Here is a 26,204-nt window from a genome sequence, read left to right on the forward strand (position 1 = left end):
ATCTTTGCGGAGGAGGGTGAGGGAAACGGAAAGCGGCAGGATACCAGATGGACCAAAGTTCGAAAAAGGAGGCCAAGACGACTCGACCCCACATTGATTATGATAACGTCCTCCGCTTCGATTCCCCCGCCGCATTCTTGAGGTCACCTTGATGTTGCCACGTCCCCGCCTGGTCCTGCCCCTGCTCGTCGCGATGACCGCGATGCTGCCCGATGTCTCGGCACAGCTTTCGGCTCCAGCATCGCTGTTGAAACCCGTCCTTGAGGCCGACGGAAGCGCCGGCTTCAAGGCGATGCAAAGTCTTGGCTACACGCCACTGTTTAACGGCAAGGATTTGAGCGGATGGCGCAACCCCTACCCGCATGGTGAAGCCAAAGTTGTCGATGGTGAAATCCATTTGACGGGTAACGACAAGTTCTTTTTGGTCACGGAAAAACAGTACACCGATTTTCGCGTCAGCGTCGAAATCCACCTTCCCGAGGGCCCTGCGAATTCGGGGGTGATGGTCCGATGTCATGTCGATCCGACGGAGAAAAAAGCAGTCTTCGGTTACCAAGCAGAATGTGACGGGTCCGATCGTCGTTGGTCGGGTGGCCTTTATGATGAAGCGCGCCGAGGATGGATTTGGCCCAGCACACCTGGGCGGTCGGAAGAGGTGTTCTTATTGCACGAAGAAAAGTCAAAAGAAGCGTTTGCACAGCCCGCCATTCGCGATGCACTCAATCGTAACGGTTGGAACCGTTTTGTGATCACCTGCATTGAGGATCGCATCTCGATCGAAGTGAACGGCGTCAATACAGTGGACTTTCGAGACAAAACCGACGCCGCAGGTTACATCGGTATCCAACATCATGGCGAGGATGGACAAACCTACCGATTCCGCAATCTGTTCATCAAAGAACTGCCGATCGTTCCTGCATCCAAAACGGTTGATTTGACCAATCAATCACCGGTGAGTATCGAAAAGATCGATGATAGCGTTACGTTGGTCGATTTTGGAAAAGTGGCTTTTGGTAACCTCTCCCTCCGCAATCCGGAAACAGGGCCCTACACCGGAACCATTCACTTCGGTGAGAAATTGAAGGAGGGGCGAATCGATCGCAACCCACCGGGGACCGTGCGTTATGGTGCCAGCAAGCTAAACGCCGGATCTGGCGGACAAGGTACATCGATCGTGGCAGCACCGGTCCATCCTCGCAACATCGAGCAAACCGGATCAAAGGGCTCGCATCCCCCAGCCGCATTGACGCCCGAGTCTTGGCAGCCCGTGATGCCATTTCGGTGGGTCGAAATCGAAGGATGGCCAGGCGAGCTGAAGGCGGAAGACATCACGCGACGCGCTGCATTTGCGAAGCGCTGGAACGAGGACGCAAGCTCCTTCGAATGCTCCGATCCCGTCTTGAACCAGATCTATGGCTTGTGCAAGTACAGCATCAAGGCCACGACGTTCGCTGGCGTTTATGTTGATGGTGATCGCGAACGGATCCCCTATGAAGCCGATGCCTACCTGAATCAGCTCAGCCACTATGCGACCGACGACCACGTTGAAATGGCGGCCGTCACCTTTGATTGGCTGATGGAAAACGGTACTTGGCCAACGGAGTGGGCGCCTCACATGGTGTTCATGGCCCACGCCGAATGGATGGACAAAGGCGATGTCGATTGGCTTTCGGCCCGTTATGAGTTGCTGAAGACAAAAACATTGCTTCAGCGCAGTGCTACCGACGGCTTGGTTCGCAGTGGCAAGCTCGACCAAACCAAGAATGACATCGTCGATTGGCCCAAAGGCGAACGAGATGGGTTTGTCTTTACTGAAATCAACACCGTGGTCAATGCGTTTCATATCGAAGCGATGAAGCGAATGGCTGAATTAGCGCGTGCGGTTGGGAAAGAAGCAGATGCAAAGGCCTTTCAAGACCGTGTCGCAGTTGCCAAAGCCGCATTTCAGAAGACGTTGTTCGACCCACATTCGGGTCTCTATCGCGACGGGATCGGCACCGACCACAGCAGCGTCCACGCCAACTTTATCCCTTTAGCATTTGGGTTGGTGCCGGACGAGAATGTCCAGGGCGTGGTCGCGTGGCTTCGTGAGCGAGAGATGGGTTGTTCGGTCTATGCCGCTCAATATCTTCTCGACGCCTTGTTTGCTTACGGCGCGGAAGCCAAAGCAGTCGATTTAATCGTGGCCGATGGTGATCGCAGCTGGAAACACATGCTCGACAGCGGAACCACGATCTCTTGGGAGGCTTGGGATCTGAAATACAAACCCAACCAAGATTGGAATCACGCCTGGGGAGCGGCGCCGGCGAATTTGTTGCCTCGCCATATCCTCGGCGCACAACCGGCCGAGGCGGGTTGGACCACCGTGACCATTCGTCCTTGCCCCGCGGGACTAACGTTTGCCAAGGGCAAGGTTCCAACAGCACTCGGCCCGATCGAAATCGACTGGACAAACGAGTCCTCGTTCCAACTCGATTTGAAGCTCCCCGAGGGAATGGCAGCCAAGGTCAATCTCCCCGCGACCCACGGCTCATCGGGGGTTTGGGTTGGTGGAGAACAAGTCGATGCAACTCGAGCAAAGGGGCGTTGGCTGCTTAAGCAGGAAATCACCGGAAGCAACCGCATCGAAGTGAAATGAAGGATCTCGCTTCGACCGGTCACCCGGTTCCAAGAAGCATCTGTTAACCTCGAACCCCTCGCAGCCAAACCGTGAATAGAATCTCAGCGATCACATGCCTGTCGTTGTTGGTCATCGCATCCCTGTTGCCGCAACCCGTTTTGGGCCAGGCTTTGGAAAGCCAGTTCAAGTCGCCGCCGCAGTCGGTGCATCCCGAGACGTGGTTCCATCTGATCGGAGGCAATGTCAACAAGTCGGCGCTGACGACGGATCTCGAAGCCGTTGCAAAGGCGGGATTCCAAGGGATCCAGCTTTTCCACGGAAAGGGAAGCCCATGGCCGGAGGTTTCGCCACAGATTGAAACGCTCAGCGCTCCCTGGGATGACATGATTTCGCACGTCGGGGACGAAACAACTCGATTGGGTCTGCGATTCACGATGCAGAACTGTCCGGGGTGGGCGATGTCCGGGGGACCTTGGATCACGCCGGATAAGGCAATGCGTCATCTGATCAGTAGCCGAACGACGGTGCAGGGTGGTCAACCGGTTTCCTTGCAGCTGGCCCGACCGCAACCAAGTGACGAGCCTTGGCGCGATTACCGCGACGTTGCGGTGATCGCGTTTCCCACGCCACTTGATGATTCCGGTGAAGACTTGAAGCCCATCGCTGTCGACAGCAATCGCGATGCATCGGGTTGGATGGCGTTGTGGAAGCAAGCCTCTCCAAAGCCCGTCACGATCGATCCCGGTGAGGATCCAACATGGCTTGAGTTGAGTTTTGCTGAGCCAACGCACTTGCGTTCGATCGAACTGCCACCCGTTGAATTGTTGATGAAGCGACGGAATTTTGACCCCGCGACTCGCATCGAGCTCGATGCCTTTGTCGAGGGGCAATGGCAAGCCGTTGCGAAAAGGGATATCCCACGGGGCAACTGGCAAGATCGCCAACCGGAGCACCCACTCGTGCTGGCGTTTCCTGACACGCGGTCGACACGGTTTCGCTTGACGTTTGTTTCGCAGCATCCGCTGGAGCTCTCGTACTTGCGATTGTTCGCGACGGCTCGAATCCATGATTGGCGTGGTCAAGCTGGTTATGCGCTGCGCAGCCTCGACCGCAGTGCGCCGCCGGTTCAAGACCCCGCCAGTTGGATCGCGTCGGATTCGATCGTCGACCTTTCCGAGAGGCTGCAAGCGGGCGGCCAGATGAGATGGAACGCACCGCCCGGGGATTGGACGATCCTGCGATTCGGCCACGTCAACACCGGAGTGAAGAACAAACCTGCGCCTCCGGAAGCGACTGGCTTTGAGTGCGACAAGCTTTCCACCGCCGGTGCCGACCAGCACTTTGCCGGCTACATCGGCCGCATCACAGCAGCTGGCGGACCTGCCGACGGGCAGTTGAAGGGGATGTTGATCGATAGCTGGGAATGTTACACGCAAACCTGGACCCCCTCGATGGAACGTGAGTTCGCTGCGCGATGCGGGTACGAGCTGCGATCGTGGTTTCCGACGCTCGCTGGCTACGTCGTTGAGGACCATGAAACCAGTGAGCGGTTCCTGCGTGATTGGCGAAAAACCATCAGCGACATGTTGGTGCAAAACTACTTTGGGCGACTCGCGGAACTTGCACGTCAGCGTGGACTCCGTCTTTCTTTTGAAACCGCACTGGGCGATGTGTCGCCCGGTGATATTTTGGAGTACTTTAAGTCCGCGGACACCCCAATGTGCGAGTTCTGGCAACCGAACGATCCGCACCAGGGAGGTCTTGAGACGAAGCCGATTTTGCCCGCGGTGTCTGCGGCACATCTGTACGGAAAACAAACCATTGCCGCTGAAGCGTTTACCAACATTGGCCTTCGCTGGGACGAGCACCCGTACCGACTGAAACACATGGCGGATCGTCATTTCACGTACGGAATCAACCATCTCATCTTTCATACGTACACGCACAACCCGCGCACCGATGTCGTTCCGGGAACCTCATTTGGCGGTCGGATTGGCACGCCGTTTTTGCGAGGCCAAACTTGGTGGCAGCAGATGCCACGGTTTACCGATTACATCGCACGTTGTGAGCTGATGCTCCGTCAGGGAAATCCCGTGGCGAGCGTCCTCCGCTATCTCGGCGATGACGTCGATCACAAACCGCGTCAAGATGCACCCTTTCCAATCGGTTACAAGCAGGACTACTTGAACGCCGATGCACTGCATCATCGGATCAGCGTCCGAGAGGGTGAGCTTGTCTCTCCGGAAGGTATCCGTTGGCGTGTGATTTGGTTGCCGACCGAAGAATGCAAACGGCTTACCACGGCAACCCTCAAGCGGCTGCACGAGCTGATTTCCCAAGGTGCGATCGTCATCGGAAACCCACCCGAATCAAGCCCAACCCTTCGCGACGCGTCCCCCCTTCGCGACGCAGAGGGGAAGCAAGACGACTTCGATTCGTGGGTGCGCCGATTGTGGGGTGATGCAAACGCCAAGACCGGTGACCGAACCGTTGGCGCCGGCCGATTGCTTTGGTCCCCGCAAATCGGGTCCACGCAAAACGAAGCCGCATCGTTTCAAGAGTTGCTCTTGCGATTGGAGATCCCTCCCGATGTTCTCGGGACGCTGGATGCGACCTGGTGTCACCGACAAACCGAGACCTCGGAGATCTACTTCCTCGCCGCCAATCGTGCACGGGGTCTGGATCGCAATGTTCAGTTTTCCGCAGTCGGTCGCCCCGAGTGGTGGGATCCGATGACCGGCGAGACGACCAAGATCGAGGTCTACCAACAAACATCGTCTCACACGACGATCCCACTTCATTTGCCCGCTGCGGGAAGCCTGTTTGTGGTGTTTCAAAACAGCAAAAAGCAGCCTGTGGCAACGCGGATCGAGCACGATGATGACGTGGTTGTCGATGCCAAGACGCCGGTCGATTCCAGTCCTCCGACGAATGAGTTTCCGTTTGGGCTGCAACCGGGTGACGAGCTTCAACCTTGGGTCGACCCTCCATCCCCGCAACCTCGTGTGTTGGATGAGCACCATTTGTTGGTTTGGGAAGACGGGCAATACCGAGTTGTTTGTGACGACAAGCCCCTTTTGACCACGAAAGTCAGCGGACTTCGTGTGCGCGAAGTTGCTGGGCCTTGGAAGTTGGATTTCCCGGCTGGCTGGGATACGCCAACACAAGTGGCCATCGAAGGCGTGAAGCCTTGGTCCACCCTCGATGACCCTACGGCTCGAGCGTTTTCAGGGTCGGCCATGTATCGGGCCCCGTTGAATGTTGAGGCGTCCGAGTTGGGCAGACCCCTGCAATTGGACTTGGGGCAGGTCCATGTGATCGCGGAAGTCTCGATCAATGGGAAACAAGTCGGCACGCTCTGGGCTCCGCCCTTCCGAATGGACATTGCAGCGCACGTCCACGAAGGCGAAAACGTGCTTCAGGTCACCGTGACCAATCCCTGGCATAACCGACTGGTATTCGACGCTAACTTACCCGCCGAAGAACGCAAGACGTGGACCTACCAAGCCCCGGACAAGAACGCGTCCCTGCTACCAGCCGGTTTGAGTGGGCCGGTGGTGGTTCGCGTCGGGCAAGTGGTCGAGTTTTAGCCCGGATGATTCGTTGGAGTGGTAGGCTTTAGCCGATTGCGTGCTGGATCCTTGCTGGATCGGCTAAAGCCTACGACTCCAACGTGCGCAGTCCGTTTTTTTCTCTATCGGTGTAAGTTGATTGCATACGAAGGGTTACGGGAAATAGGTTTGGACTGATGAATAACCCGGGCTAGTCTTCTTCACGGAGTTGTTCGAGTCCGCGTTTGGCTTGTTCGACGGCGGGGGCAGCCCAGGGCTGATCCGCATGCAAGTCGACAATTCCCTCCAGCGTGGTTCGCGAGGTTTCGGCAGGGGCTTTGCTGAGAATTTCTTCGATGCGGTTGATCAATTCGGTTGCTCGCGGATCGACATACACTTGCGGGGATCGTTTCTCCAATTGATCAAACTCGCTCTTCGCCAAGTGGATCATTTGCTGCAACGAGTCCTCTTTTTGAATCGTATCGCTGTCATAAATGGCAAGCCACTGTTTCAATCGTTCCCGAGCATGGTGTGGATCCTGTTCGCGTCCTTTCATTGCGTCGACAAACCCCTGCTCGACGGCCGTCAGCGGCGTGATCCCGAGCTTGTTCTGAACGTCCAAGCGACGCAGAACTCGTTGCAGGTGTAGCGAATCATCGAATTGCTGGACGAGATCCGAGCGTGGGTCTTCCGGAAAGCGGCGTAGGAAAAGGTCGATCTCGGATTGTGCTTGTAGTAAGTCTCCCGAATCTCGTTTGGACTCGATGGCTTGATACAGATCGTCAGCCGAAGGTTGCTGCGTTGCTTTGAGAAACAAGATCGCACAGGCGATCAGGACGGCGGCCATCGATGACACCGAAATGGCGGTCTTCCATCGGTCAGCGGGCGTTGCGTCCGCTGCGATCGGTCGACGCGATGGGTCGTGTCCAGCATCAACCGATTGGAAATGGGTCTTGATCTCGGTTGGTTCTGGCGCTGCGACTGGTGATGCTTCGAAGTCTTCGTCGTCCGGACGAACGGTCGCGTCGGTATTGCGTGAATTGACCGTGACGGCGGCATTGGCACCGGGGTGTGCGGCGCCCCCGTTGTTCACCACGGGTGTGACTCCCTGATCGTGGCCCGTGGTTGCGTTGTTGGTTGATGCGTTGTCCGTGGGATTGGAGCGATTCGAGTTCGTATCGAGTGCATTCCGTTGCATGCTCGACTCCAATCCCTCGTCGCTTCGAGTCTTCGACGAATCAAGTCGCATCGTTTGCTCTCGCTGCAACCCAGCACGCATTGCTTTCAATCGGTTCATCACCGACAAGGCCGTCGGCGGTCGGTCAGCAGGATCCTTTTCAAGGAGTTGATGAACCAGTTCCACAAGCGCATCGGGAAGGGACGGATCCACCAGATCTAATGGCGTGACGGGATCGGTGCGAAGAGCCTTGATCACGGCGGTAACGTTTTTGCCTTTAAAGGGAGGCCGGCCGGTGAGCATCGCGTACATCACGCTGCCGAGAGCGTAGAGATCGGTCCGCACCGTCACGCCATGGCTATCCGCTTGCTCGGGTGCCATGTAGTCTGCGGTCCCCAACACGCTTCCCGCCAGCGTTTGCTCCCCGAAACCAAACAATTTTGCGATCCCGAAATCGACCAATTTGATGGAGTGATCGAGAGTCAGGAGCAGATTGGCTGGTTTCAAGTCGCGATGAATCACGCCGATGTCATGGGCGTGCTTTAGCGCCGAACAGATTTCAATCGCGATATCGATGGTCGATTGCCAATCTATCTTTTTTTCTCGGCGGATTCGCTGCTGTAACGATTCGCCTTCGACCAGTTCCATCGAATAAAAAAGTTGCCCCTCTTCTTCTCCGTAGCCGACCAAGCGAACGATGCCCTTGTGACGGAGTCGCTTGAGCGTTTCGACTTCCGCAGCAAAACGGCGCCGGAATCGGGGTTCATCCGCAATGTGTTGTGAGATCAGCTTGACGGCAACTTTTTCGCCTGTTTTTGCATGCACGCCTGAATACACCGCGCCCATTCCGCCGCGACCGAGAGTTTCACCGATACGGTAGGGGCCAAGGAACTCGGGTGATGTCATGGCGTTAGCATTTTCAAAGGGGAGAAATGGCCGTGTTCAAGAAAAGGGGGCAACGCGTTTTCCCCAGGGGTACGGGGTGCATTATAGGCGACACGTCTGGTTCACGTCATCTCGCCGGACCGTGGACTTGGGAAGCTTGAGAAAAGCCTGGAAAAAGCCCGGAAACTGCGATTCTACTTTTCCGCTTCAATCCGTAAGATCCCGGTCATGAATGCAATCCAATCGATCTTCCGCAGTCAATCGTCTCGTGGCCGGTTTGCGCTGGCCTGTTTGAGCCTGTTGCTGCTCTGGCTCGCACAACCGCCGTTGAAACTTTGGCCGCTCGCGATGGTCGCCTTGGTGCCCTTGCTGAGTTGGATCGCCACATTGACAACGCTCTGCCGGCGAGACGTCTTCGCCATCTGGGCCGTCTCGGCATGCTACTGGATGGTGTCGCTACAAGGAATTCGGCATGCGCACCCGATCATGTACGTCAGTTTGATCCTTTTGGCGGCGTACCTTGGTGTCTACGTGCCTCTTTTCGTACTGCTCTGTCGACGTCTTCTTCGTCTTCACCTCCCGCTTGCCCTTGTCGCGCCGGTTGTGTGGGTTGGGTTGGAGTGTTGGCGGAACTACTTTGCGACCGGGATCTCCGCTGCAATGCTCGGGCACACTGTCGTCGATGTTCCCGCATTGATTCAAATCGCAGATCTGTTCGGCTCCTACGGCGTCAGTTTCCTGATCGTGTCGATCAACGTCGCCATTTTGTCGATTCTGACGAGAATCACTGCCCCGGACACCCCGTGGTTTGTCCCCTGTGCGACGGGGGTGGGTCTACTGTTGGCGACGCTTGTTTACGGTCACCATCGCTTGGGCGAGACGCCAACCGACGAGCTTGCGACGTTTGCGCTGATCCAAAGAAGCGAACAAGTGGAGTACCAACAGGACGCTCGCCGCGAAGATGAGATCTATCGAAACTATGCGGGTGAATCGATTCGTTCGCTCGAACAATCCCGCACAGCGGTAGACGTGGTCGTCTGGCCCGAGTCCATGTTCACCGGCGGATTGCCTTGGATGATGATGGACACGGACGCCATCGTTCCGCCTCAATTTCCTGGGCCGCCATCCGATTTCCCGAGTGCCGTGGAAGGGAATCGCAGGTACTTTCTTGATCGCACAGGCGATGTCATGAACCTGCTGGAGTCAGCGAATCCCTCGCATGCAGCACCGCACTTGGTGGTCGGTTGTGGGGTGGTTCATTATGGCGATGTGCCGAGCGTTTATAGCGGCATGATTCATGTTGCACCGGTTTCGGAGTCGTCGCCAGAAGTAAAACAGTGGTACGGCAAGAATCATTTGGTCATGTTTGGCGAATATGTTCCACTGATTCATGCGATTCCTGGGCTTCGGTCGCTTGTCCCCGATGGGTTGATGGTCACACCTGGGGACGGACCGACCGTGTTTGAGGTGGACGGAACGAATGTGTTGCCGCTGATTTGCATCGAAACCGCGGTCGAACGAGTCGCAGTCGATCATCTCCGTCGCTTGCGAGCCGAACAGACACCAACCGATGTGATCGTCACCGTCACCAACGATGGTTGGTTCGATGATTCGAGCGTGATCGAGCATCATCTCCGCTGTGCTCAAATGATCGCCGTCGGAACCCGCCGACCGGTGCTGTCGTCAGCCAACAATGGCCCAACGGCTTGGATCGACAGTTGCGGCCGAGTCGTTGAAGGATTGTCGATCGGAAGCAACGGAGCCGTCATCGCAACCCCGCTTCGCGACGCTCGGGTATCGATCTATTCGCGAATCGGGGACCTCCCTGCGAAAGGGTTCGCGCTGCTGTGCCTGATGCCGGTGTTGGGAGCCGCCGTCGCACGCGTGCGCAAGGGCGAATTCAAGTTGCGTCCAACCCTTTTGTAATCACTCGAGGATCAAGCGGAAAATAAGTGGCACGGGCTTCCAGCCTGCGATGGGAAAAACACAGGCTGGAAGCCTGTGCTACATTGCAAATCTGACACTTGTTTTCCGCTCGATGCGAACACTTTACAGCACCGATTTTAACAAACCGACGAGCTGACGCGAAAGCTGGGCCAATCGCTTCTGTCCCAATTGGTTGTAGAACGCCTTGAGGACCGCGGCGGCGTGAGCTTCGTCGAGATGCGTGACCAGTTGTGGGATCACTTCGTCGACGACGCTTGTGTCCGCCGGATGCGTGTTTCCGGTGTAGACGCATGCATACCCGTCGACCGAATCGCCGAGCAATTCACGCGTGTACTCCACTGCGGCAGCCATGGACTCCTCTTTCAACCGATGCGGGGTTCGCCAATCGTAGGGTGGATCCCACTCTTGAACCGGACGTAACAAGTCGATGTGAGTCAGTACGGCGATCACCTTGGGCGGTCGCAGTTGCTTGTTTGTTTTGTAGTACTCCGAGAACTGCTGTACCATCTTGACATCCGCTTGGCGCGCCGGGGCATTTGCAGCGAGCACCAGCAAAACGATATCGGCGGCCACGACCGCGGTTCGAATTTCGCCTGCCTGTGCGGCGGACGTATCTGCTTCGCTGTAGCCGGGGGTGTCAAGCAGTGTGAGCTGATTGGTCGATTCGGGAAGCGAAAACTGATAACGTCCGACTTCGCGAGTTTTCGGCATCACACTGGTAGCGGCCAATGGGTCATGCGTTAACGCATTGATCAAACTGGACTTTCCCGCCTTGACTTGCCCCATCACGGCAATCGTCGTTTCGGCGTCTTCGAGCTTCAAGAACGCGTCAGCATCCCCACCACCGACATGAATGCCGCTTGCCATTGCTCCAAACTTCGATCGATAGACTTTCGACCCCGCTCTCAGCCGACCGCTATACATCTCGATCAAATAATAACCGAGCTGTCGAAGGTATCGCTGATAGAAGCTGCGCACCAATTCGTTCTGGAGCTGTACGACCACTTGCCCCGATTTGCGCCACAAAGGATACGCCAACAGCTTGGTGGGATTCAAAATGGCCGAGGCAACGTAAACGATCTTTTGGGCCGTGTCGAAATGGGTCGCGAAAGTGGGGACTTGCGTCAATTGCCCCATCGTTGCCATGTCACCGCCAGGAACGTTTTCGAGTACCCACGATTCGAGGTCTTCGACAGCCATATGGATCACCGAAAGGATTTCCACCAGCGTCAGCGGGTGCAACAGGTTGTCACCGACACCCGCATGATAATGAGAGGCCAACCGCTCGGCCAAGATCCTTGCATCGGAAACAAAACGATTGAAATCGGCGAGGGTGTGTGAATTGACGTCATCGACTTCCGTTCGAAATTGCTCGACGACGGCAATGGCGTCGGTATCGGTGGGGGTCCAGAAATCAGCAGCCTTCAATGGCTTGCCTGCGGCGACTCGGTTCAATCGTGGTCGTGGCCAGCACTTGCCAACGAGCCATGCGGATATCCAAAACAATGGCAGCGTCGCGACGATCCATTTGAGCCAACCGGTTTGATAGACCGCTACCAAACCCATTCCGACGTAGCACAAAAGCGGCAGGGTCCAAAGCAGAAACAGGACCGCGATCCGGGGGCTGATTGAAGGCAACAGACTCTTGCGGAGTCGCTTCAGTCGGCTTTCCATAATTCATGCCCCCGTTTCAGTTGTTCCACAAAAACATCACGCAATTGATCGGGATCGGGGAGATTCCCTTCACGAAGGTCCGCAAAATACCAATCCCACGACATCCCCAGCGCGTAGGTGAAGGCGAATGAGCTTGCGGCCCCCGCAGCCATGCCAACAAATGGGATGAACTTAAGTGCTCCGCGCAGTGCAAACCGAACGGCGATTCGAGATCCCGCCGCACTGCTGAGCACCGCCCAGCGTGCAGGAGTGATTTCTTGTTCATAGATTCGGGCGACCTTGACCGCCAAGTGGGCTTGAATCGCGAGCACCGCAGGGATGTCGACCCAAGGGACGGGCACCGCACCCGCGGTAGCCGCCATCGCACTGGAGGCCAGAATCTGGCGTCGAGAGTTCTTTTGCCGCAAACTGGTGGGGTCACCGTCGGTGTCCTTCAACGCGAGCAGCGCTTGGCGGTATGCATGCGGCAGTTGCGCGAGGATGGCGTCCTTCAGTCGCCGTCCCCCAAAGTTTGGATCGGCGAAACCGTCTTCGATTCGTGTCAAGTCAACGGGGACGATCCCATCACAGAGCCCAGCAAACTGCTTGGTCTTTTCATCCACCAGTGATTGCAACGAAGACGGCAAGGGAGACATCGAGTCAAAGGGATCCGCACCCTCCGACACATCAACCCGTCCCGTCGCCTCGTGCAGGCAGGTCAGCACCAAGATGACTGGACGCTCAGGTGCATCCTTGCGAATTCTACGCAACGGTTCGATCAAAGAATCGAGTGCATGGTCAGCGACCCGAGTGGTTACAATCATCAATTGAGTCGACTGCGAAAAACGACGGAGGTCATCGCGCGGGTCGTACCCCGCTTCGGCGAGTCCTCGGGTATCGAGGAAGCTCAACAGCGGTTCCAACGAATCCGGAAAATCAAATCGCCGTGAGGTCTTCGTTTCGGGACGATAGCCTTCTCCGATCGAAGCTTCTTCGGCACCGGTTAAAAACTGAACGATGGAGCTCTTGCCGCTGCCGGTCTTGCCGAACAGCCAAATCGAAGGTATCGGTGATTTCTCTCGCAGCTCATCGATCTGTTTCGCGTATGTTTCGTCGTCGCTAGGACCCTTGGAACGCAGGTTCCACCATGAAAATGCCATTGTGTTGCTTAAGCCGTTCTAAATCATTTGGCTTGGTCGGATTGATGCGACGTCAAGAAGTCGACCGCGAATTTTCGGGCGTCCGCGTTGTTCATCAGAAAACTGTGTAGCACGGGAACCGTGTGGAAGGCCTTGCTACCCTCAAGCGAAGCTTCTTCGATGCTGACCACAAAATCGCTCGCACCGTCGACCAAAGGGTTCTGGACCGAGTTGTCCGAGACGTCGCCTGCGATGATGGCAAACGGAAACGGCGGTGTCCCCAATTTCTTTTCGAATGTTTCCCATTCGGGGCCAAGCTCCAAGCCACCTTTGCCTGTGACCCAACCATACAAGCTGTTCGTCGACAACCGGCGAGCAATTGCAGCTCCGTTGTTCGGTGGGCCAAGCATGACCATCGCTTCGCAACGTGGCAAAATCCCTTTCGGATCACCGTCACGCTGAAGATCGCCAATCAGGTGCCGGACCACGATGTTGCCCATGCTGTGCCCGACAAAGTTGATACGCGTTTCGTTCGGCAAACCCTCGACCACTTCACGAAGTGCGGCGGCATGCTCACCGATCGATTCACGCGTGCTGGCGTAGGCAAACCGAATGATCTCGGTGTCGCTCTGTTGTAGCAAATCGTGTTCGAGTGATTTCATCGAGTGATGGGTTCGCATCAGCCCATGCAGCAGCAGGGTGACGCGTCTTGTTTCCGTCTTCGAAACCGCTTGTTCGGTCAAACAGGTGTCACATTCCGCTCGCGTGCCCCACGTCAAACGGACGTCGTCGGGGTCGAGTAGACGCCAATGCTTGGTTAACGTGTTTTGTTGGATGCGATATCCGTGATCCCATAGGTGGTCGGTCCACCACTGGGTCCCCCCCGCGGTTTTGTTTAGCAAGTTCATTGGATTGGCAAACCCTGTTTCGTCCGATTCGTCTTGTTCGTTTTGTTCGTTTTGTTCGTTTTGTTCGTTTTGTTCGTTTTGTTCGTTTTGTTCGTTTTGTTCGTTTTGTTCGTTTTGTTCGGGGGGATTCTGCACCGTGTGCTCCGTCAGGAAGGGATTGAGAGTCGGCTGCTGCGAGTTCAGTGCGTTGGGCACCAGCAGGAGAATCAAAAGGATCAGCGGGTAGATTCGGTGCATGACATTGGAGCGTTGGAGTTCGGAAGGTTGGCGTAAGTGGCTAGAGCCCATCGTTCCCGCGATTCTTCGCACAGCGAGTCCTGTAGCCGTTGTCACCGAAATTTGTGTTATTTCAACACGATTCTAGCGACCAACGGGAGCGGGCAAACGCAATTCGAGGGGTAGCTCGCTTCGCTGCGGCCGTGCCGCTTTAAGGTGTTTTAGCAGGTTTATCGCTCGGCGTTCGCCACGATGTAGCCGAGAAACTCTTGCTCGGTCACAATCCGAATCGGACCGCCTGCGGCTTGGTAAGCGTTGGCGGTTTCCTCCTTGACGCTGAGGGTTCGACCCGCCACGGCGGTCTGCGGTGCACGATTTCCTACCACCAGCATATCGGTTTCCTTGGTGACCTTGTTTTGGCATAGGCCTCCTAATCGCGATGCCAACTGCTCGGCATCTTGGCGGTCGAGCGATGCCAAATGGCCGGTAAAAACAATCGTTTGCCCTGAAAGCGGGCGAATGAACTCGGCACGGACCAGCAGCCGCTGCAAATCTAACAAGGACTGCAAGCCGCTCGATTCATCCTCACTGGGTTGGGATGCAGTGGGGGGCGGCTTCATCTTCCTCGGGCTGCGCAGCTTCGCAGGGCCCTTTTTGCCCCATGGACCCGCCGTCCCACGCGACAGTTTTAGCGACTGCTCCAATTGCTCGAGCGTTGAAACTTGACGAGCAATCCCGGCGGCGAGCAAGATTTTGGCGCAGGCGATGGAATCTTCCAATGCATCATGATGGCGGAATTCGACGCCAAGCCAATCCGATAACGGCTTCAGCCCAAATCGTGGCCGTTTCGGCCAAGTTTGCCGAGCGATCGAACGGGTGCAGGTGTAATCCAGGTCAGGGACCGCCAATCGGTGGCTCTTCAAGCACGCGCTGAGCACGCCAATGTCGAACGCCGCATTGTGAGCGACCAAGCAACGTTGTCCGGGGCCCTTAGCGCCGAGACCCAAGAACGCCGCCATGCTGTCCCATTGGTCGGCAAAGTTGCCTTCATGCTCGACGTCATCGGGGACGATCCCGTGGACCTCGATGTTGAAAGGGCTAAAGTAGAAGGGTTCCGGCCGAATCATCCACATTTTCGAGTCCGAAATGACGCCATCGCGAACGACCACGGCTGCTAATTGGCAGGCGCTGTCGGGCCTTCGATTAGCGGTTTCAAAATCAATGGCGATAAAGTTAGCCGCGAACGTCATGTCGAGATTTTATGACTGAAGCAACGTGATTGTCCATGACGGATTGTAGCGAAACGAATGTCCAGCTGGCTCTCCAGCGACTGGTTGACCCCGCGATCCGCGTCCTGCGAATCCGCGAAGTGGGCGGCGGTTGCATCAGTGCGTCGATGCGAGTCGACTTGGATCCAGACTCGTTCTCTGCCTCAACGGTTTTTGTGAAAACAAATTGTCCCGAATTTTGCGACAACTTCCTCTGCGAATGCGACGGATTGGACTCCCTATCGAGTGCGGAAGCGATCACGGTGCCCCGCCCGCTTGCATCGGGGGAAGCAGTCGGTGGATCATGGCTGGTGACACCGTGGGTCGAAACGGGCTCACGGCCTCAGTCGTTTTACCCTGAATTCGGCCAACAATTGGCACGGCTGCACCAGACCACCGCGGGGGACCCAATCGGATGGCCGCGAGATAACTATTTGGGGGCAGCGAAACAGAAAAACGGAACGGCTGCGACAACTTGGCCCGACTTTCTTTCTGAAAATCGCATCGGTTTCCAACTTCGCTGGGCGGTGGATCAACGTTTGGCGGATCACCGGTTAAAAACCGACTGCCAAGCGATTGTGGACAAAATGGGGGACCTGCTCAAGGGGCGGCGGGAAGAGACGTCACTCTTGCACGGCGATCTGTGGAGCGGCAACTACCTTTGTGACTCGGCTGGGCAACCGGTCCTGATCGATCCAGCGGTCTATCGAGGATGTCATGAAGCCGAATTCGGCATGATTCGGCTGTTCGGGTCTTGTCCCGAATCGTTTTACGAAGCCTATCAACAAACGTGGCCGATGAGGGATGGTTGGCAACGCCGAACAAGCGTCTATGTTTTATATCACTTACTGAATCATTTGAACCTTTTCGGCAGCGGCTACGCAGGGCAATGCCGAAGCGTTGCCGCCGAAGTGTTGCGGGCGACTTGATTGATGGAGCGACGGACCGTTCACGGGCTGCCTACTTCCGAACGAATTCTTGAGAGACCAGCATTATGCTCGCAGCGCGGGTGATTCCTTGTTTAGATGTTCACGGCGGTCGTGTGGTGAAGGGGACCAATTTTGTTAACCTTCGCGACGCGGGCGATCCGGTGGAAGTCGCTCGGCGCTACGAAGCCGAGGGGGCCGATGAATTGGTGTTCTTGGACATTACGGCTAGCCACGAGGATCGCGACATCATTCTCGATGTCGTTCGTCGTACGGCCGAGCAGGTGTTCATGCCGCTGACGGTCGGTGGTGGCATCCGCACGATCGAGGACGTGCGTGCGTTGCTGTCGGCGGGATGCGACAAGGTATCGATCAATTCAACCGCATGCAAAGAACCCGAGTTTGTTCGCCGAGCCGCCGACCGTTTTGGCAGCCAGTGCATCGTCGTGAATATTGACCCCAAGCGAGTGAAGCGGGATGGCGAAGAATTCTGGGAAGTCCACATCAATGGGGGGCGAACGCCAACGGGGCGTCAGGCAGTCCAGTGGGCCAAGGAGGTCGAGCAACTTGGGGCAGGCGAAATCGTGCTGACCAGCATGGATGCCGACGGAACCTGCGACGGTTATGATTTGCCGATCACGTCGGCTGTCAGCGAGGCGGTGAATATCCCAGTGGTCGCGAGTGGTGGGGCCGGCTGTCCTCAGCATTTGGCCGATGCGATCAAGATTGGAAAAGCCGACGCCGCCTTAGCGGCCAGCATTTTTCACTTTGGCCAGTACACGATTTCGGAAACAAAACAGGTGATGCGAGAGGCAGGGATTCCGGTCCGATTGCCGTCACCCGGTTGACCAAAATCATGGGCAATGGGAAGTTTGTAGCAATTGTTGAACCCACGTTTCCTTCACTATGGTCAAGTCACCGTGTCTGACATCGTCCCTGTAAAGAATGCTCTGATTAGCGTAAGCGACAAACTTGGCTTGGCCGATTTTGCCATCGGGTTGGTCCAGTCCGGCGTCACGATCTATAGCACCGGCGGCACACGAAAACACCTTGAAGAATCCGGTGTGGCGGTGAAGGACATTGCCGAGTACACCGGATTCCCCGAGATGATGGATGGCCGCGTGAAGACGCTGCACCCCAAAGTCTTTGGTGGAATCCTTGGAATGCGTGACCGCCGTGACCACACCCAGAGCATGGCGGATCACGGAATGGTTGCTTTCGATGTGGTCGTCGTGAACCTGTATCCGTTCGAAGCCACTGCGGCACGCGTCGGTGCGACGCGTGAGGAATGCATCGAGCAGATCGACATCGGTGGCCCCAGCTTGGTTCGCGCGGCTGCAAAGAATCAAAATGACGTGGCGATCGTGACAAGTGCTCAGCAATACGGCGACGTCCTCGAACAGATGCATTTGTTCGGAGGAACAAACATGGAAATACGGCGGCGATTGGCTGCCGAAGCGTTCGAGCATACCGCCTGCTATGACCGCGCGATTGCGGACTACTTGCGTGGCGATGCGATGACGGGCGAGTTCCCCTCGTCGATGCATCTTTCCCTTTCGCGAAAAACTTCGCTTCGCTATGGCGAGAATCCACATCAACGAGCGGCGCTCTACAGCGACGCGTCGGTCAAATCGGCAAACTTGGTTTCGGCGCGCCAAATCAGTGGCAAGGAGTTGTCGTACAACAACCTGCTCGACCTCGACGCAGCGTTAGAAATTGTTCGCGGATTCGCTGAGCCGGCGGTGTCGGTGATCAAGCACAACAATCCCTGTGGTGCAGCAACGGGACCGAAGATCGCCGCGGCTTGTCAAAAAGCGATGGCAGGCGACCCGCTCAGTGCTTTTGGTTCCGTATTGGGGTTCAACCGAACGGTGGATGTCGAAACCGCGGAATTGTTGTGCGAGCCTGGTTTATTCTTGGAAGCGATCGTCGCACCCGATTTCGAAGCGAGTGCGGTGGGGTTGTTGACCACGCGGCCGCGATGGAAAGACAACGTACGGCTGATGCAAGTGGGACGACTCGACGGCACAGGGCCGGCGATTCAGCGACGATTCATCAGTGGCGGGATGTTGGTCCAAGATGCCGATCGCATGACCAGCGCCCCGCTGCAGTGGAAAACCGTCACCAACACGCAAGTGGGCGATAAGTTGTGGGACGACATCTCGTTTGCCTGGGAAATGGTTCGCCACGTCAAGAGCAACGCAATTGTGTTGGCCAAGGACGCGTCACTGATCGGTGTCGGCGCAGGACAGATGAGCCGTGTGGACAGCGTCGAAATTGCGATTGATAAAGCGGGCGACCGAGCGAGCGGTTCGGTGTTAGCATCCGATGCGTTTTTCCCCTTTCCGGATTCGATCGAAGCCGCCGCCGACGCGGGAGTGATTGCGGTGGTCCAGCCCGGTGGATCGCGACGGGATTCCGAGGTCATCGACGCTTGCAATCAGCATGGCATTCCCATGGTCTTGACCGGTCGGCGGCACTTTAAGCACTAATGTCCATCCTCGACAAAATCATCACCGAAACGCGTAACACGATTGCTCGCGACAAAGCGGTTCAATCGGAGCAAGAGCTCGAGGCCGCGATCCAAACGTTACCCCCATGTCGTGACTTTCTGAGTGCCTTGGCTGCGGGTGAGTCGGTTCAACTGATTGCGGAGGTCAAGCGAGCAAGCCCATCGGCCGGCATGATCCGCGAGGACTTTGATCCGGTCACGATTGCGAAGCACTATGCGGATGCCGGTGCCGCTTGCATCAGCGTGTTGACCGACGAGCCTTTCTTCAAAGGTTCACTCGAATTCTTGCGACTTGTCCGCGCAGCCGTGGATCTTCCGGTACTCCGTAAAGATTTCATCGTCGATCGCTATCAGTTGCTGCAAGCTCGGGCGGCTGGTGCCGATTGCGCGCTGTTGATTGCAGAGTGCTTGTCGCCAAACGAATTGAAGGAACTGCACGAGCAAGCCGTCGCCATCGGGCTGCAAACGCTGATCGAGTTGTTCGAGCCGTCGAACTTAGACGCTGTGTTGGCGACCGGGACACCCTTGGTGGGAATCAATAACCGCGATTTGAAAACGTTTCAGACCGATTTGAATCATACGATCCGCTTGCGAAAATCGATCCCCAACGACCGGTTGGTGGTTGGGGAAAGTGGCATTCGAACGCATGCCGATTTACTGCGTCTCGGTGCCGCAGGGGTCAAAGCGGTGTTGGTCGGCGAGTCGTTGATGCGGAAGCCCGATGTCGAGCAGGCGACGCGAGAGTTGCTCGGGGCGTAGCCGTCGGCAATCCTTCGAGACGGTTCTGGGGAGACTCAGGCGGCCAGCCTTGGTGACGGTACCGATCCTCAATAAACGGATCTTCCGCAGATTCGGTGGATCATCGCGTGGCTTATCGAAAAATTGGCTTATCTAAAAATTCTGTGGGTGAGGCCAAAACAATCGCTCCACCTTGCAACTCGCAGCGATTCCCCGAAAATGAGCCTCTTCTATCCAAATCACTCCTTGCCCCCTGGCCCCTCGATGCCTCAACCACGTCGCGCACTCTACGGTTCCCTCGAATGCATCGTTGTGGATGGAGGAGAAACGCCGACGATTCCGGTGATTCTCTGTCACGGGTACGGGGCACCGGGGACCGATTTGGTCGGGTTGGCCTTTGAATGGATCTCACTCCTCGGTGACGACGCCGGTGCATTTCGCTTTGTCTTTCCCGCCGCGCCGTTGTCGCTTGCTGAAATGGGGATGCCTGGGGCGCGAGCTTGGTGGCCCATCAACATGGCCCAGTTGGCTGACGCGATCCAAGCGTCACGCTTTCGTGACATGCACGATCACGAACCTGACGGAATCACTGCGGCACGTGAAGCTCTGTGCCAAGCGGTCCGCGAAATCAAGGCGGAACTCGGAAGTGATGCGAATCCATTTGTCTTGGGTGGTTTTTCGCAAGGTGCGATGTTGACGCTCGATGCGTCATTGCGCGGATTGCCCGAGTCGCCGGCGTTGCTGTTGCTCTACAGCGGAACCGTCATTTGCAAGCCGCTATGGGATGCCACGCTTGGTCGGCTTGGGGACACGCATGTTTATCAAGCTCACGGAACGCTTGATCCCATCCTGCCCTTCGAAAGTGCGGAAGAGCTGTCACGCATGCTTATCAAGGCTGGCATCGATGCAGAATTCCACTCCTTTGATGGCCCCCACACGATCGATACCGATTCGATCGCTCGAACCGCCCAGCTGCTGCGTGATTTGCTCTAGCTGCTGACGTCAGGTGTCCAATCGATGAGCGATCGCCGATCCAGATCCCTACGGATGATCTTGCAAGCCATGCCTGGCAGCAACAACCGGGCGAATGCCGACATCGTGATTGCAGATTGGTTGTACGTTAGCATCGCAGCATAGGCTTGCGTTTTCGCGTCCGTCAAACCTCGCATGCAGCCTGCGACCGTTGCCCGATTCGCAATCGATTCGTCTTTCTGTATCTGTTCGACCAAGCGATCCGTTGCCAAGCCCAATTCACACTCGGTTTGCGACAACGATTCGGCAAGCGTACGACTATTTGAATCGTCGCGTAGCTGAGCGAGCGCTCGAGAGGTTCGTTGGCAGAAAACGGAAACCCGTGATTGTGTCGAGGCCTCGAAGTCACTTGGCAAAGAATCAAGCAGGTGCTCAATGATCAGATGTTCTTTGGCGATCGCATCGGCCAGCCCTTTGAATGCCAGATCACATCGCCGCTCCATTTGATGAATAGAATGGCAGGTCCAAAGGAGCCATCCGACGAAGACGCATCCCAATATCGCGATCAAGAGAATTGCGACTTCCGCCACGTTGTACTCCAATAGTGAATAGGGCGTCATCGCCTTGGATGCGTTTCGATTCCAGCAACATCGTTGCGCACCTCGGTAGGGACGCTACAATACCGCCAAGCCTCTACTTTGTTCAATCCTCTAAACATTTGCTCATTTCTTTCGAAATAGCGAATTGCTAACCACCCATCCGTAGTAGTACAGGTCTGTCACATCGCATGAATCGAATCGTCGGCCGTCGTCCCGCGCCAAGCGAAACCCCTTCCGAGTACCAGCAAGCCTTGATTGCGAAACTGGATGGCGATTGCGTGCTCCAACTGCTCGAGAGTCAACTTTTTACCCTCTGCGAGTTAGCCAGCAACGTCTGCCCCGAACAGGTGGATAAAATCCATGCTCCCTACGGTTGGACGATTCGTCAGGTGGTTGAGCATTGTGCCGATGCAGAACGGGTCTTCGGATATCGCATTTTGCGATTTGCAGCAGGCGACACGACGCCGTTGGCGGGTTGGGACGAGAACACGTATGCAGATCGTCGCTTCGGCTTAGGGAACTTTGGGCATTTGGTCAGCGAAATGGGCTCGTTGCGTCAAGCCAACCTCTTGCTATTACGGCGAATCACGCCCAAGGCATGGAATTCCAGCGGGACCGCCGACAACCAAACCGTCTCGGTGCGCGGGCTGGCGTGGCTTGCTGCCGCCCACCTTGATCATCACATGCGAATCGTGGCGAAACGATGCGAAGTGGAATTGCCAACGCGACCGATCGACGCTCACTAGACCAACCCAGTTGGTTGTCGTATTCCGTTGAAGTCGAAGCCATCGGTTTTTCCGCCCTCGCTACGCCGATCGTTGCAACTCACCGCCACAGAGGCTTTGATAGAAGCGGTTCTGCGTGATCAGTTCGTCATGGCGTCCGGCATCCGCAATCATTCCACTTTCGATCACCACAATGCGATCAGCCATCGACAAACTGGTTGGGCGGTGCGTGATCATCACTCCGGTGCGATCAACGAGGAATTTGGCCAAGGCTTGATGAATCAGACGCTCGCTTTCCAGGTCGATAGCGCTGGTGGCTTCATCCAGAATCAAGATATCCGGTTCGCGCAAAAACGCTCGTGCCAAGGCGAGTCGTTGCATCTGGCCGCCGGACAGCCGCATGCCGTGCCCTCCCAGCATGGTTCCATAGCCATTCGGCGTTTTGCGGCGAATGAAGTCATCTGCGAAAGCCAATTTTGCGGCCCGGACGACTGCATGCGTGTCGGCCCCCGGCGTCCCGTAGCGAATGTTGTTTTCAATCGTATCGTCAAACAACACCGTGCGCTGTGTCACCAACGCAATACGGCGACGGAGGTCTCGCGTCTTCATTTCGTTGATCGGCGTATCATCGAGCAGCACTTGGCCGCTTTGTGGGTCATCAAACCGGCACAACAAGTTCACGATCGTACTCTTCCCGCTGCCATTGGGTCCGACCACCGCAATGGTCTCGCCTTGCCGAATCGTCAAGTTGACACCCCGCAAAACCGTCGGACCCGAGGGGTATTGGTAGACGACATTCTGCAGTCGGATTTCCTTGTGCGGCCGCGGCACCGTTTTTCCAACCGCCGGTTCCGTAACGCGAATCGGTTGGTCGATGATTTCGTAAACACGGTCGGCTGCGGCGATGCCTCGTTGCAAGCCACTCCAAACATCTTGCAATTTTCTGGCGGGATCCGATGCACCGATCAGCAGCGCAAAGAACGTCAAGACCTCGCTCATCTTCAGCGGTACGGTGCTCATGGGAATCCCGAAAATCGCCGTTTTTTGTTTCACGACCAAGTAGCCTCCCGCCAGAACCGCGAGCCCGACAATCGTCATCCCCAACAATTCGCTGACACTGCGCGCCGCAGTGTTGTAGAACGCCATCTTCATCGATTTGCGGAAATAGGCGGTGATTCCTCGATGGAACTTGGCCCGCTCATAAGCCTGTGTGTTGAACGCTTTGACGACGCGGATGCCTGCATAAGAATCGTTCAGCATTCCATAAATCTGACTCATCTCTTCCATCGCTCGCCGACTGGCACGGCGAATCGCCCGGCTGAGGTGATGCATCAACAATGCCACCAACGGCGTTACGACCATGACCAGCAACAGAAGTCGTGGGCAAACGAACAAGGCACCGCCAAGGCAAACGGCCATCTTAAGAGGTTCGCGAAGCAACCGGCCCATGAGAACGCCAACCCCACCCGAGACGTCGGCCGCGTCATTGGTCAAACGGGATGTCAAGTTGGCCGATCCATTTTCGCCGAACGAGTCAAGATCCAACCTCAAGGTTTTCCGAAAAAACTGACCTCGCAAATCGACCGACGCTTTCTCAGCAACATATTGAACCAACATCAAGTTGACGAGCAGGGCGACCAGTTTGATCGCGGTACCGCCAATCAACAAAACGACAATGACGAGCAGGGTTTTGTATGCGTCCGATGGGGCGTAGCGATCTACGTACGGTTTCGCCTTGACGAGGTATTTGAGCGTTTCGGCATAAGCGGTTTGTTTTGTTTTCGCCGTATCAATCTTCAGTTCGATTTTTGGTTTCTCGTCGGGCTTGGCAACGACGAACTGAGCCTTCAGGTCAGCGGCTTCTGCATCCAATGCCGCAATCAATTCTTCTGTTTTCTTGATTTCCTTGTCGACGTGCTGCGGAATGCTATCGCCAGCGAAAACCACTTCGACGATCGGGTACAGGGTTCCGATATTGGCGCCCCACAAGACGGCAATTACGACCGATGTCAATACAATCCCTAGGAATGACCACCGTCGGCGTGCGGCTAGAAGAAGTACGCGGCCAAAGTTTTTCATCGGTAGTTCGTCGTCCCTGACGAGAGTAAGTGGAATCGTCGATCAGTCGAATAATGCATTTCCGATGCACTTGTAGCCAAGTTCAATGTCTCGGGCTAGATGAATTCCCTCTCGGGAAAGCTAGCAAGGTCATATTCGCGGCGATTTTCGTTTTCCGTCCACTCCCGCGCTCCGCCTCGTAGGTGATAAATTTCAAATTTTGCGAGAAAAGGGCGACTTGGCGTGAACGGGTAAGCTAGCTTTTCTAATAGCGATGTCGTCCGTTATCTCGTGTTCGGCCAACGGCTCAACCGGCCGCGACCGATACGGTGGAAAAAGCGGCCGCATCCTACCACTCCTCTCTTCTCTTCTCCACAAAGTTTGGAAATACCGATGATGCGAATGGCAATGCGCATGGAAAACTTGCGCCAAATGGTCGTTATCGGGGGGCTCTTTTCCGTACTCGCCGTGGCTACTCTTGGCTCAAGCAAGGCATCCGACCCTTCGATTTTCAAAGTCGAAGAGGTTTGGGAAATGGTGGTCAATGAACCTGACCCGGCGAACATCTCACCTCAAATTACCTTTTTTCTATCCCCGAGCACCGACATCGACGATTGCTACTTTCAGTTGCAAATGAACTACGAGGCTGATGACGACTTTTCCGGCGGTGGTTTTCATGTCGGTGCCATCGACCACGGCAAAATGATTGATGAAGCTCGAAGTGGCACCCATCGCGTGCTGGCCACAAAGGGAGATCACGTCCGTTGGACAAACGTCGTTGCGGTGGTTAACAACAAATTGCTATTCGCCGTCAAGGATGGACTTGGAGCAGAATGGGGTGGCTTTGGAGGTCCCGAATATCTCGTTACGATTCCGTCGAGTCCGGTCACCGATCTGTCCGCATATGACCCTCAACAAAGCCTCGATGCGATTGATATTGGTTTTGGTGCAAATCGGATCGATAGAGTGACGTTAGTTGAAGTTCGCGTGTTCTACTCCGATGGGCACGCCCTCACCTTGCCGATCAATCGACAACCTTAAAAACGTTCGGTTGTCCAACTTTTCTCCCTCCTTCTCAAGCCAATCCATTGGGGCAATATCAATGCATGCGCTAACCTCGTTTCTTCGTCTCTACTTTCATCCCGCCGACGGCGGTGAAGGCTCGACCCTCCAGCGTAAGCGGTCCCCCGACCAACGTCGAGGTTCGGCCATCGTGCTGGGATTGTTTTTGACTGTCGGACTGATATCGCTTATGGCGATTGTTTTGGACTTCAGCTACATCCACGTTGCGAGGACCGAGATGCAACGAACTGCCGATGCGGCTGCTTTGGGGGGGTGTTGGGAAGTATTTGACCGCCAGGTCAGCGGAGAGGTAGCGACGGATCTTGAAGCGGCTGCTCAAAGCGAAGCGAACCAGATCTCGAATGTGAACCTTGTCGGGCGAGATTCGCTACAGCTGTTGAGCGAAGATGTTGAGGTCGGAACCTATGGCATTGACAAATCGTGGGATACATCGGAACCGCAGAACTTCAATGCGGTTCGAGTGGCTTTGAAACGCCATGGTGAAAGCAATCGTGAGTTGCCGCTGTTCTTCGGGGCATTGACTGGACGCGATACGCAATCGTTGGAAGTCACGGCGACGGCAGCGATGCTCAGCAGCATCCGTGGGTTCTACGCGCCTTCGAGTCATGAGGAGCGCTTGGAGATTCTGCCGCTAGCGTTAGACCGGCCCAGTTGGCGTGCCGCTTGTGCCAAAGCAACTGAAGACAATTACGCATATTCCAATGGCCAAGTCGTTCCCGGGTCGGATGGCATCTTCGAGACCAATCTGTATCCCAAAGGGACGGGGGCACCGGGAAACCGTGGGACGGTGGACATTGGCGGAGAGGACAACAGCACCAATGATTTGTCGCGTCAAGTGCTGCATGGTATTTCGCTCCAAGATCTGATTGATCTGAACCGGCCGCTCGAATTCGATGACAGTGGTGTCTTGCTACTCAATGGGGACACGGGCATCAGCGCCGGAATCAAGGACGAACTGGCCACCTTGATTGGCAAGACTCGCATCATTCCGATTTATGTCTCGGTAAGCGGCAACGGGAACAATGCCATGTTTACGATCGTCCAGTTTGAAGGCGTCAGGATTCTCGACGTGAAGCTAACCGGAAAAAAAGACGACAAGGTCGTGATTATCCAGCCGACCAAGGTGATCGCGCGGAATTGCAAAATCGATTTCACCGGAAAACACACCAGCAGCCATTTGGTGGCTCCGGTGATGCTGGTGAACTAACTCTTTTCTTTCGACATCAA

18 protein-coding genes are annotated in these 26,204 nt (G+C 55.9%); 11 read left to right on the top strand and 7 right to left on the bottom strand.

Translation table 11 applies throughout. The features are described from left to right. The first annotated feature begins 151 nt into the window (after positions 1-151). Together Poly41_RS21240 and Poly41_RS21245 are read left to right on the top strand one after the other, a co-directional pair. Positions 152-2,638, top strand: coding sequence for a family 78 glycoside hydrolase catalytic domain (locus Poly41_RS21240; RefSeq protein ID WP_231615821.1), 2,487 nt, complete (start codon positions 152-154; stop codon positions 2,636-2,638). A gap of 71 nt (positions 2,639-2,709) precedes the next feature. Further along, a complete protein-coding gene (locus Poly41_RS21245; protein WP_146528746.1) occupies positions 2,710-6,210 on the top strand; it encodes a glycosyl hydrolase in 3,501 nt (1,166 codons plus the stop codon). A gap of 172 nt (positions 6,211-6,382) precedes the next feature. Here Poly41_RS21245 and Poly41_RS21250 read toward each other — a convergent pair whose 3' ends face one another. Continuing rightward, positions 6,383-8,254 carry a serine/threonine protein kinase gene (locus Poly41_RS21250; RefSeq protein WP_146528747.1) on the bottom strand — a complete coding sequence of 624 codons (1,872 nt, stop codon included), beginning with the start codon at positions 8,252-8,254 and terminating at the stop codon, positions 6,383-6,385. Between the two features lie 207 nt (positions 8,255-8,461). Between Poly41_RS21250 and lnt the strand changes: the two genes are divergently transcribed. Continuing rightward, on the top strand, positions 8,462-10,159 hold the full coding sequence (gene lnt, locus Poly41_RS21255) for an apolipoprotein N-acyltransferase (RefSeq protein ID WP_146528748.1): 1,698 nt from the start codon (positions 8,462-8,464) through the stop codon (positions 10,157-10,159). Between the two features lie 123 nt (positions 10,160-10,282). Here the strand turns inward: lnt and Poly41_RS21260 are convergent, their stop codons facing one another. The 4 genes from Poly41_RS21260 to Poly41_RS21275 all read right to left on the bottom strand — a co-directional run bounded on the left by Poly41_RS21260 (position 10,283) and on the right by Poly41_RS21275 (position 15,346). Beyond that, positions 10,283-11,854, bottom strand: a complete 1,572-nt coding sequence (locus Poly41_RS21260; protein WP_146528749.1) for a GTPase family protein — start codon at positions 11,852-11,854, stop codon at positions 10,283-10,285. Continuing rightward, the gene (locus Poly41_RS21265; protein ID WP_146528750.1) at positions 11,839-12,993 is read right to left on the bottom strand and encodes a YcjF family protein; all 1,155 of its coding nucleotides are present in this window, start codon (positions 12,991-12,993) and stop codon (positions 11,839-11,841) included. Before Poly41_RS21265 ends, Poly41_RS21260 begins: the two co-directional genes overlap by 16 nt. 23 nt (positions 12,994-13,016) lie before the next feature. Beyond that, positions 13,017-14,117 carry an esterase/lipase family protein gene (locus tag Poly41_RS21270; protein ID WP_231615822.1) on the bottom strand — a complete coding sequence of 367 codons (1,101 nt, stop codon included), beginning with the start codon at positions 14,115-14,117 and terminating at the stop codon, positions 13,017-13,019. Between the two features lie 209 nt (positions 14,118-14,326). Continuing rightward, positions 14,327-15,346, bottom strand: coding sequence for an exonuclease domain-containing protein (locus tag Poly41_RS21275; RefSeq protein ID WP_146528751.1), 1,020 nt, complete (start codon positions 15,344-15,346; stop codon positions 14,327-14,329). A 35-nt stretch (positions 15,347-15,381) separates the two neighbouring features. Between Poly41_RS21275 and Poly41_RS21280 the strand changes: the two genes are divergently transcribed. The 5 genes from Poly41_RS21280 (at position 15,382) to Poly41_RS21300 (ending at position 20,533) form a co-directional block, all read left to right on the top strand. Next, positions 15,382-16,293: a fructosamine kinase family protein gene (locus Poly41_RS21280; protein ID WP_146528752.1), complete on the top strand. Its 912-nt coding sequence runs from the start codon at positions 15,382-15,384 to the stop codon at positions 16,291-16,293. Positions 16,294-16,358: 65 nt separating this feature from the next. Continuing rightward, the gene (gene hisF / locus Poly41_RS21285) at positions 16,359-17,138 is read left to right on the top strand and encodes an imidazole glycerol phosphate synthase subunit HisF (RefSeq protein WP_146528753.1); all 780 of its coding nucleotides are present in this window, start codon (positions 16,359-16,361) and stop codon (positions 17,136-17,138) included. A gap of 72 nt (positions 17,139-17,210) precedes the next feature. Further along, a complete protein-coding gene (gene purH, locus Poly41_RS21290) occupies positions 17,211-18,782 on the top strand; it encodes a bifunctional phosphoribosylaminoimidazolecarboxamide formyltransferase/IMP cyclohydrolase (protein WP_231615823.1) in 1,572 nt (523 codons plus the stop codon). Beyond that, positions 18,782-19,561 (top strand): indole-3-glycerol phosphate synthase TrpC, encoded by a 780-nt coding sequence (trpC, locus tag Poly41_RS21295; protein ID WP_146528754.1) that lies wholly within the window; start codon positions 18,782-18,784, stop codon positions 19,559-19,561. Before purH ends, trpC begins: the two co-directional genes overlap by 1 nt. A gap of 243 nt (positions 19,562-19,804) precedes the next feature. After that, positions 19,805-20,533, top strand: coding sequence for an alpha/beta hydrolase (locus tag Poly41_RS21300; protein ID WP_146528755.1), 729 nt, complete (start codon positions 19,805-19,807; stop codon positions 20,531-20,533). Here Poly41_RS21300 and Poly41_RS21305 read toward each other — a convergent pair. Next, a complete protein-coding gene (locus Poly41_RS21305) occupies positions 20,530-21,132 on the bottom strand; it encodes a hypothetical protein (protein ID WP_146528756.1) in 603 nt (200 codons plus the stop codon). The two genes, Poly41_RS21300 and Poly41_RS21305, sit on opposite strands and share 4 nt — an antisense overlap. A gap of 167 nt (positions 21,133-21,299) precedes the next feature. Here Poly41_RS21305 and Poly41_RS21310 point away from each other — a divergent pair, with 167 nt between their 5' ends. Then, positions 21,300-21,857 carry a DinB family protein gene (locus Poly41_RS21310; RefSeq protein ID WP_146528757.1) on the top strand — a complete coding sequence of 186 codons (558 nt, stop codon included), beginning with the start codon at positions 21,300-21,302 and terminating at the stop codon, positions 21,855-21,857. Positions 21,858-21,917: 60 nt separating this feature from the next. On the opposite strand, the gene Poly41_RS21315 is transcribed toward Poly41_RS21310, so the two are convergent. Continuing rightward, positions 21,918-23,849, bottom strand: coding sequence for an ABC transporter ATP-binding protein (locus tag Poly41_RS21315; protein ID WP_231615824.1), 1,932 nt, complete (start codon positions 23,847-23,849; stop codon positions 21,918-21,920). 438 nt (positions 23,850-24,287) lie between these two features. Between Poly41_RS21315 and Poly41_RS21320 the strand changes: the two genes are divergently transcribed. Both Poly41_RS21320 and Poly41_RS21325 read left to right on the top strand, forming a co-directional pair. After that, positions 24,288-24,935, top strand: coding sequence for a hypothetical protein (locus Poly41_RS21320; RefSeq protein ID WP_146528759.1), 648 nt, complete (start codon positions 24,288-24,290; stop codon positions 24,933-24,935). Positions 24,936-24,996: 61 nt separating this feature from the next. After that, positions 24,997-26,184 carry a pilus assembly protein TadG-related protein gene (locus Poly41_RS21325; protein ID WP_146528760.1) on the top strand — a complete coding sequence of 396 codons (1,188 nt, stop codon included), beginning with the start codon at positions 24,997-24,999 and terminating at the stop codon, positions 26,182-26,184. The last annotated feature ends 20 nt before the right edge of the window (positions 26,185-26,204 follow it).

The sequence above is a fragment of the Novipirellula artificiosorum genome (genome assembly GCF_007860135.1).
Taxonomy (GTDB): Bacteria; Planctomycetota; Planctomycetia; order Pirellulales; family Pirellulaceae; genus Novipirellula_A; species Novipirellula_A artificiosorum.

What these genes read in the sequence shown, in the direction of transcription:
- Poly41_RS21260 (WP_146528749.1), bottom strand. Translation starts at nt 11,854, where the DNA reads ATGGAAAGCCGACTGAAGCGACTCCGCAAGAGTCTGTTGCCTTCAATC.
- Poly41_RS21300 (WP_146528755.1), top strand. Translation starts at nt 19,805, where the DNA reads ATGCCTCAACCACGTCGCGCACTCTACGGTTCCCTCGAATGCATCGTT.
- lnt (WP_146528748.1), top strand. Translation starts at nt 8,462, where the DNA reads ATGAATGCAATCCAATCGATCTTCCGCAGTCAATCGTCTCGTGGCCGG.
- Poly41_RS21310 (WP_146528757.1), top strand. Translation starts at nt 21,300, where the DNA reads ATGAATCGAATCGTCGGCCGTCGTCCCGCGCCAAGCGAAACCCCTTCC.
- trpC (WP_146528754.1), top strand. Translation starts at nt 18,782, where the DNA reads ATGTCCATCCTCGACAAAATCATCACCGAAACGCGTAACACGATTGCT.
- hisF (WP_146528753.1), top strand. Translation starts at nt 16,359, where the DNA reads ATGCTCGCAGCGCGGGTGATTCCTTGTTTAGATGTTCACGGCGGTCGT.
- Poly41_RS21305 (WP_146528756.1), bottom strand. Translation starts at nt 21,132, where the DNA reads ATGACGCCCTATTCACTATTGGAGTACAACGTGGCGGAAGTCGCAATT.
- Poly41_RS21325 (WP_146528760.1), top strand. Translation starts at nt 24,997, where the DNA reads ATGCATGCGCTAACCTCGTTTCTTCGTCTCTACTTTCATCCCGCCGAC.
- Poly41_RS21240 (WP_231615821.1), top strand. Translation starts at nt 152, where the DNA reads ATGTTGCCACGTCCCCGCCTGGTCCTGCCCCTGCTCGTCGCGATGACC.
- Poly41_RS21265 (WP_146528750.1), bottom strand. Translation starts at nt 12,993, where the DNA reads ATGGCATTTTCATGGTGGAACCTGCGTTCCAAGGGTCCTAGCGACGAC.
- Poly41_RS21275 (WP_146528751.1), bottom strand. Translation starts at nt 15,346, where the DNA reads ATGACGTTCGCGGCTAACTTTATCGCCATTGATTTTGAAACCGCTAAT.
- Poly41_RS21280 (WP_146528752.1), top strand. Translation starts at nt 15,382, where the DNA reads ATGACGGATTGTAGCGAAACGAATGTCCAGCTGGCTCTCCAGCGACTG.
- Poly41_RS21250 (WP_146528747.1), bottom strand. Translation starts at nt 8,254, where the DNA reads ATGACATCACCCGAGTTCCTTGGCCCCTACCGTATCGGTGAAACTCTC.
- Poly41_RS21320 (WP_146528759.1), top strand. Translation starts at nt 24,288, where the DNA reads ATGATGCGAATGGCAATGCGCATGGAAAACTTGCGCCAAATGGTCGTT.
- Poly41_RS21270 (WP_231615822.1), bottom strand. Translation starts at nt 14,117, where the DNA reads ATGCACCGAATCTACCCGCTGATCCTTTTGATTCTCCTGCTGGTGCCC.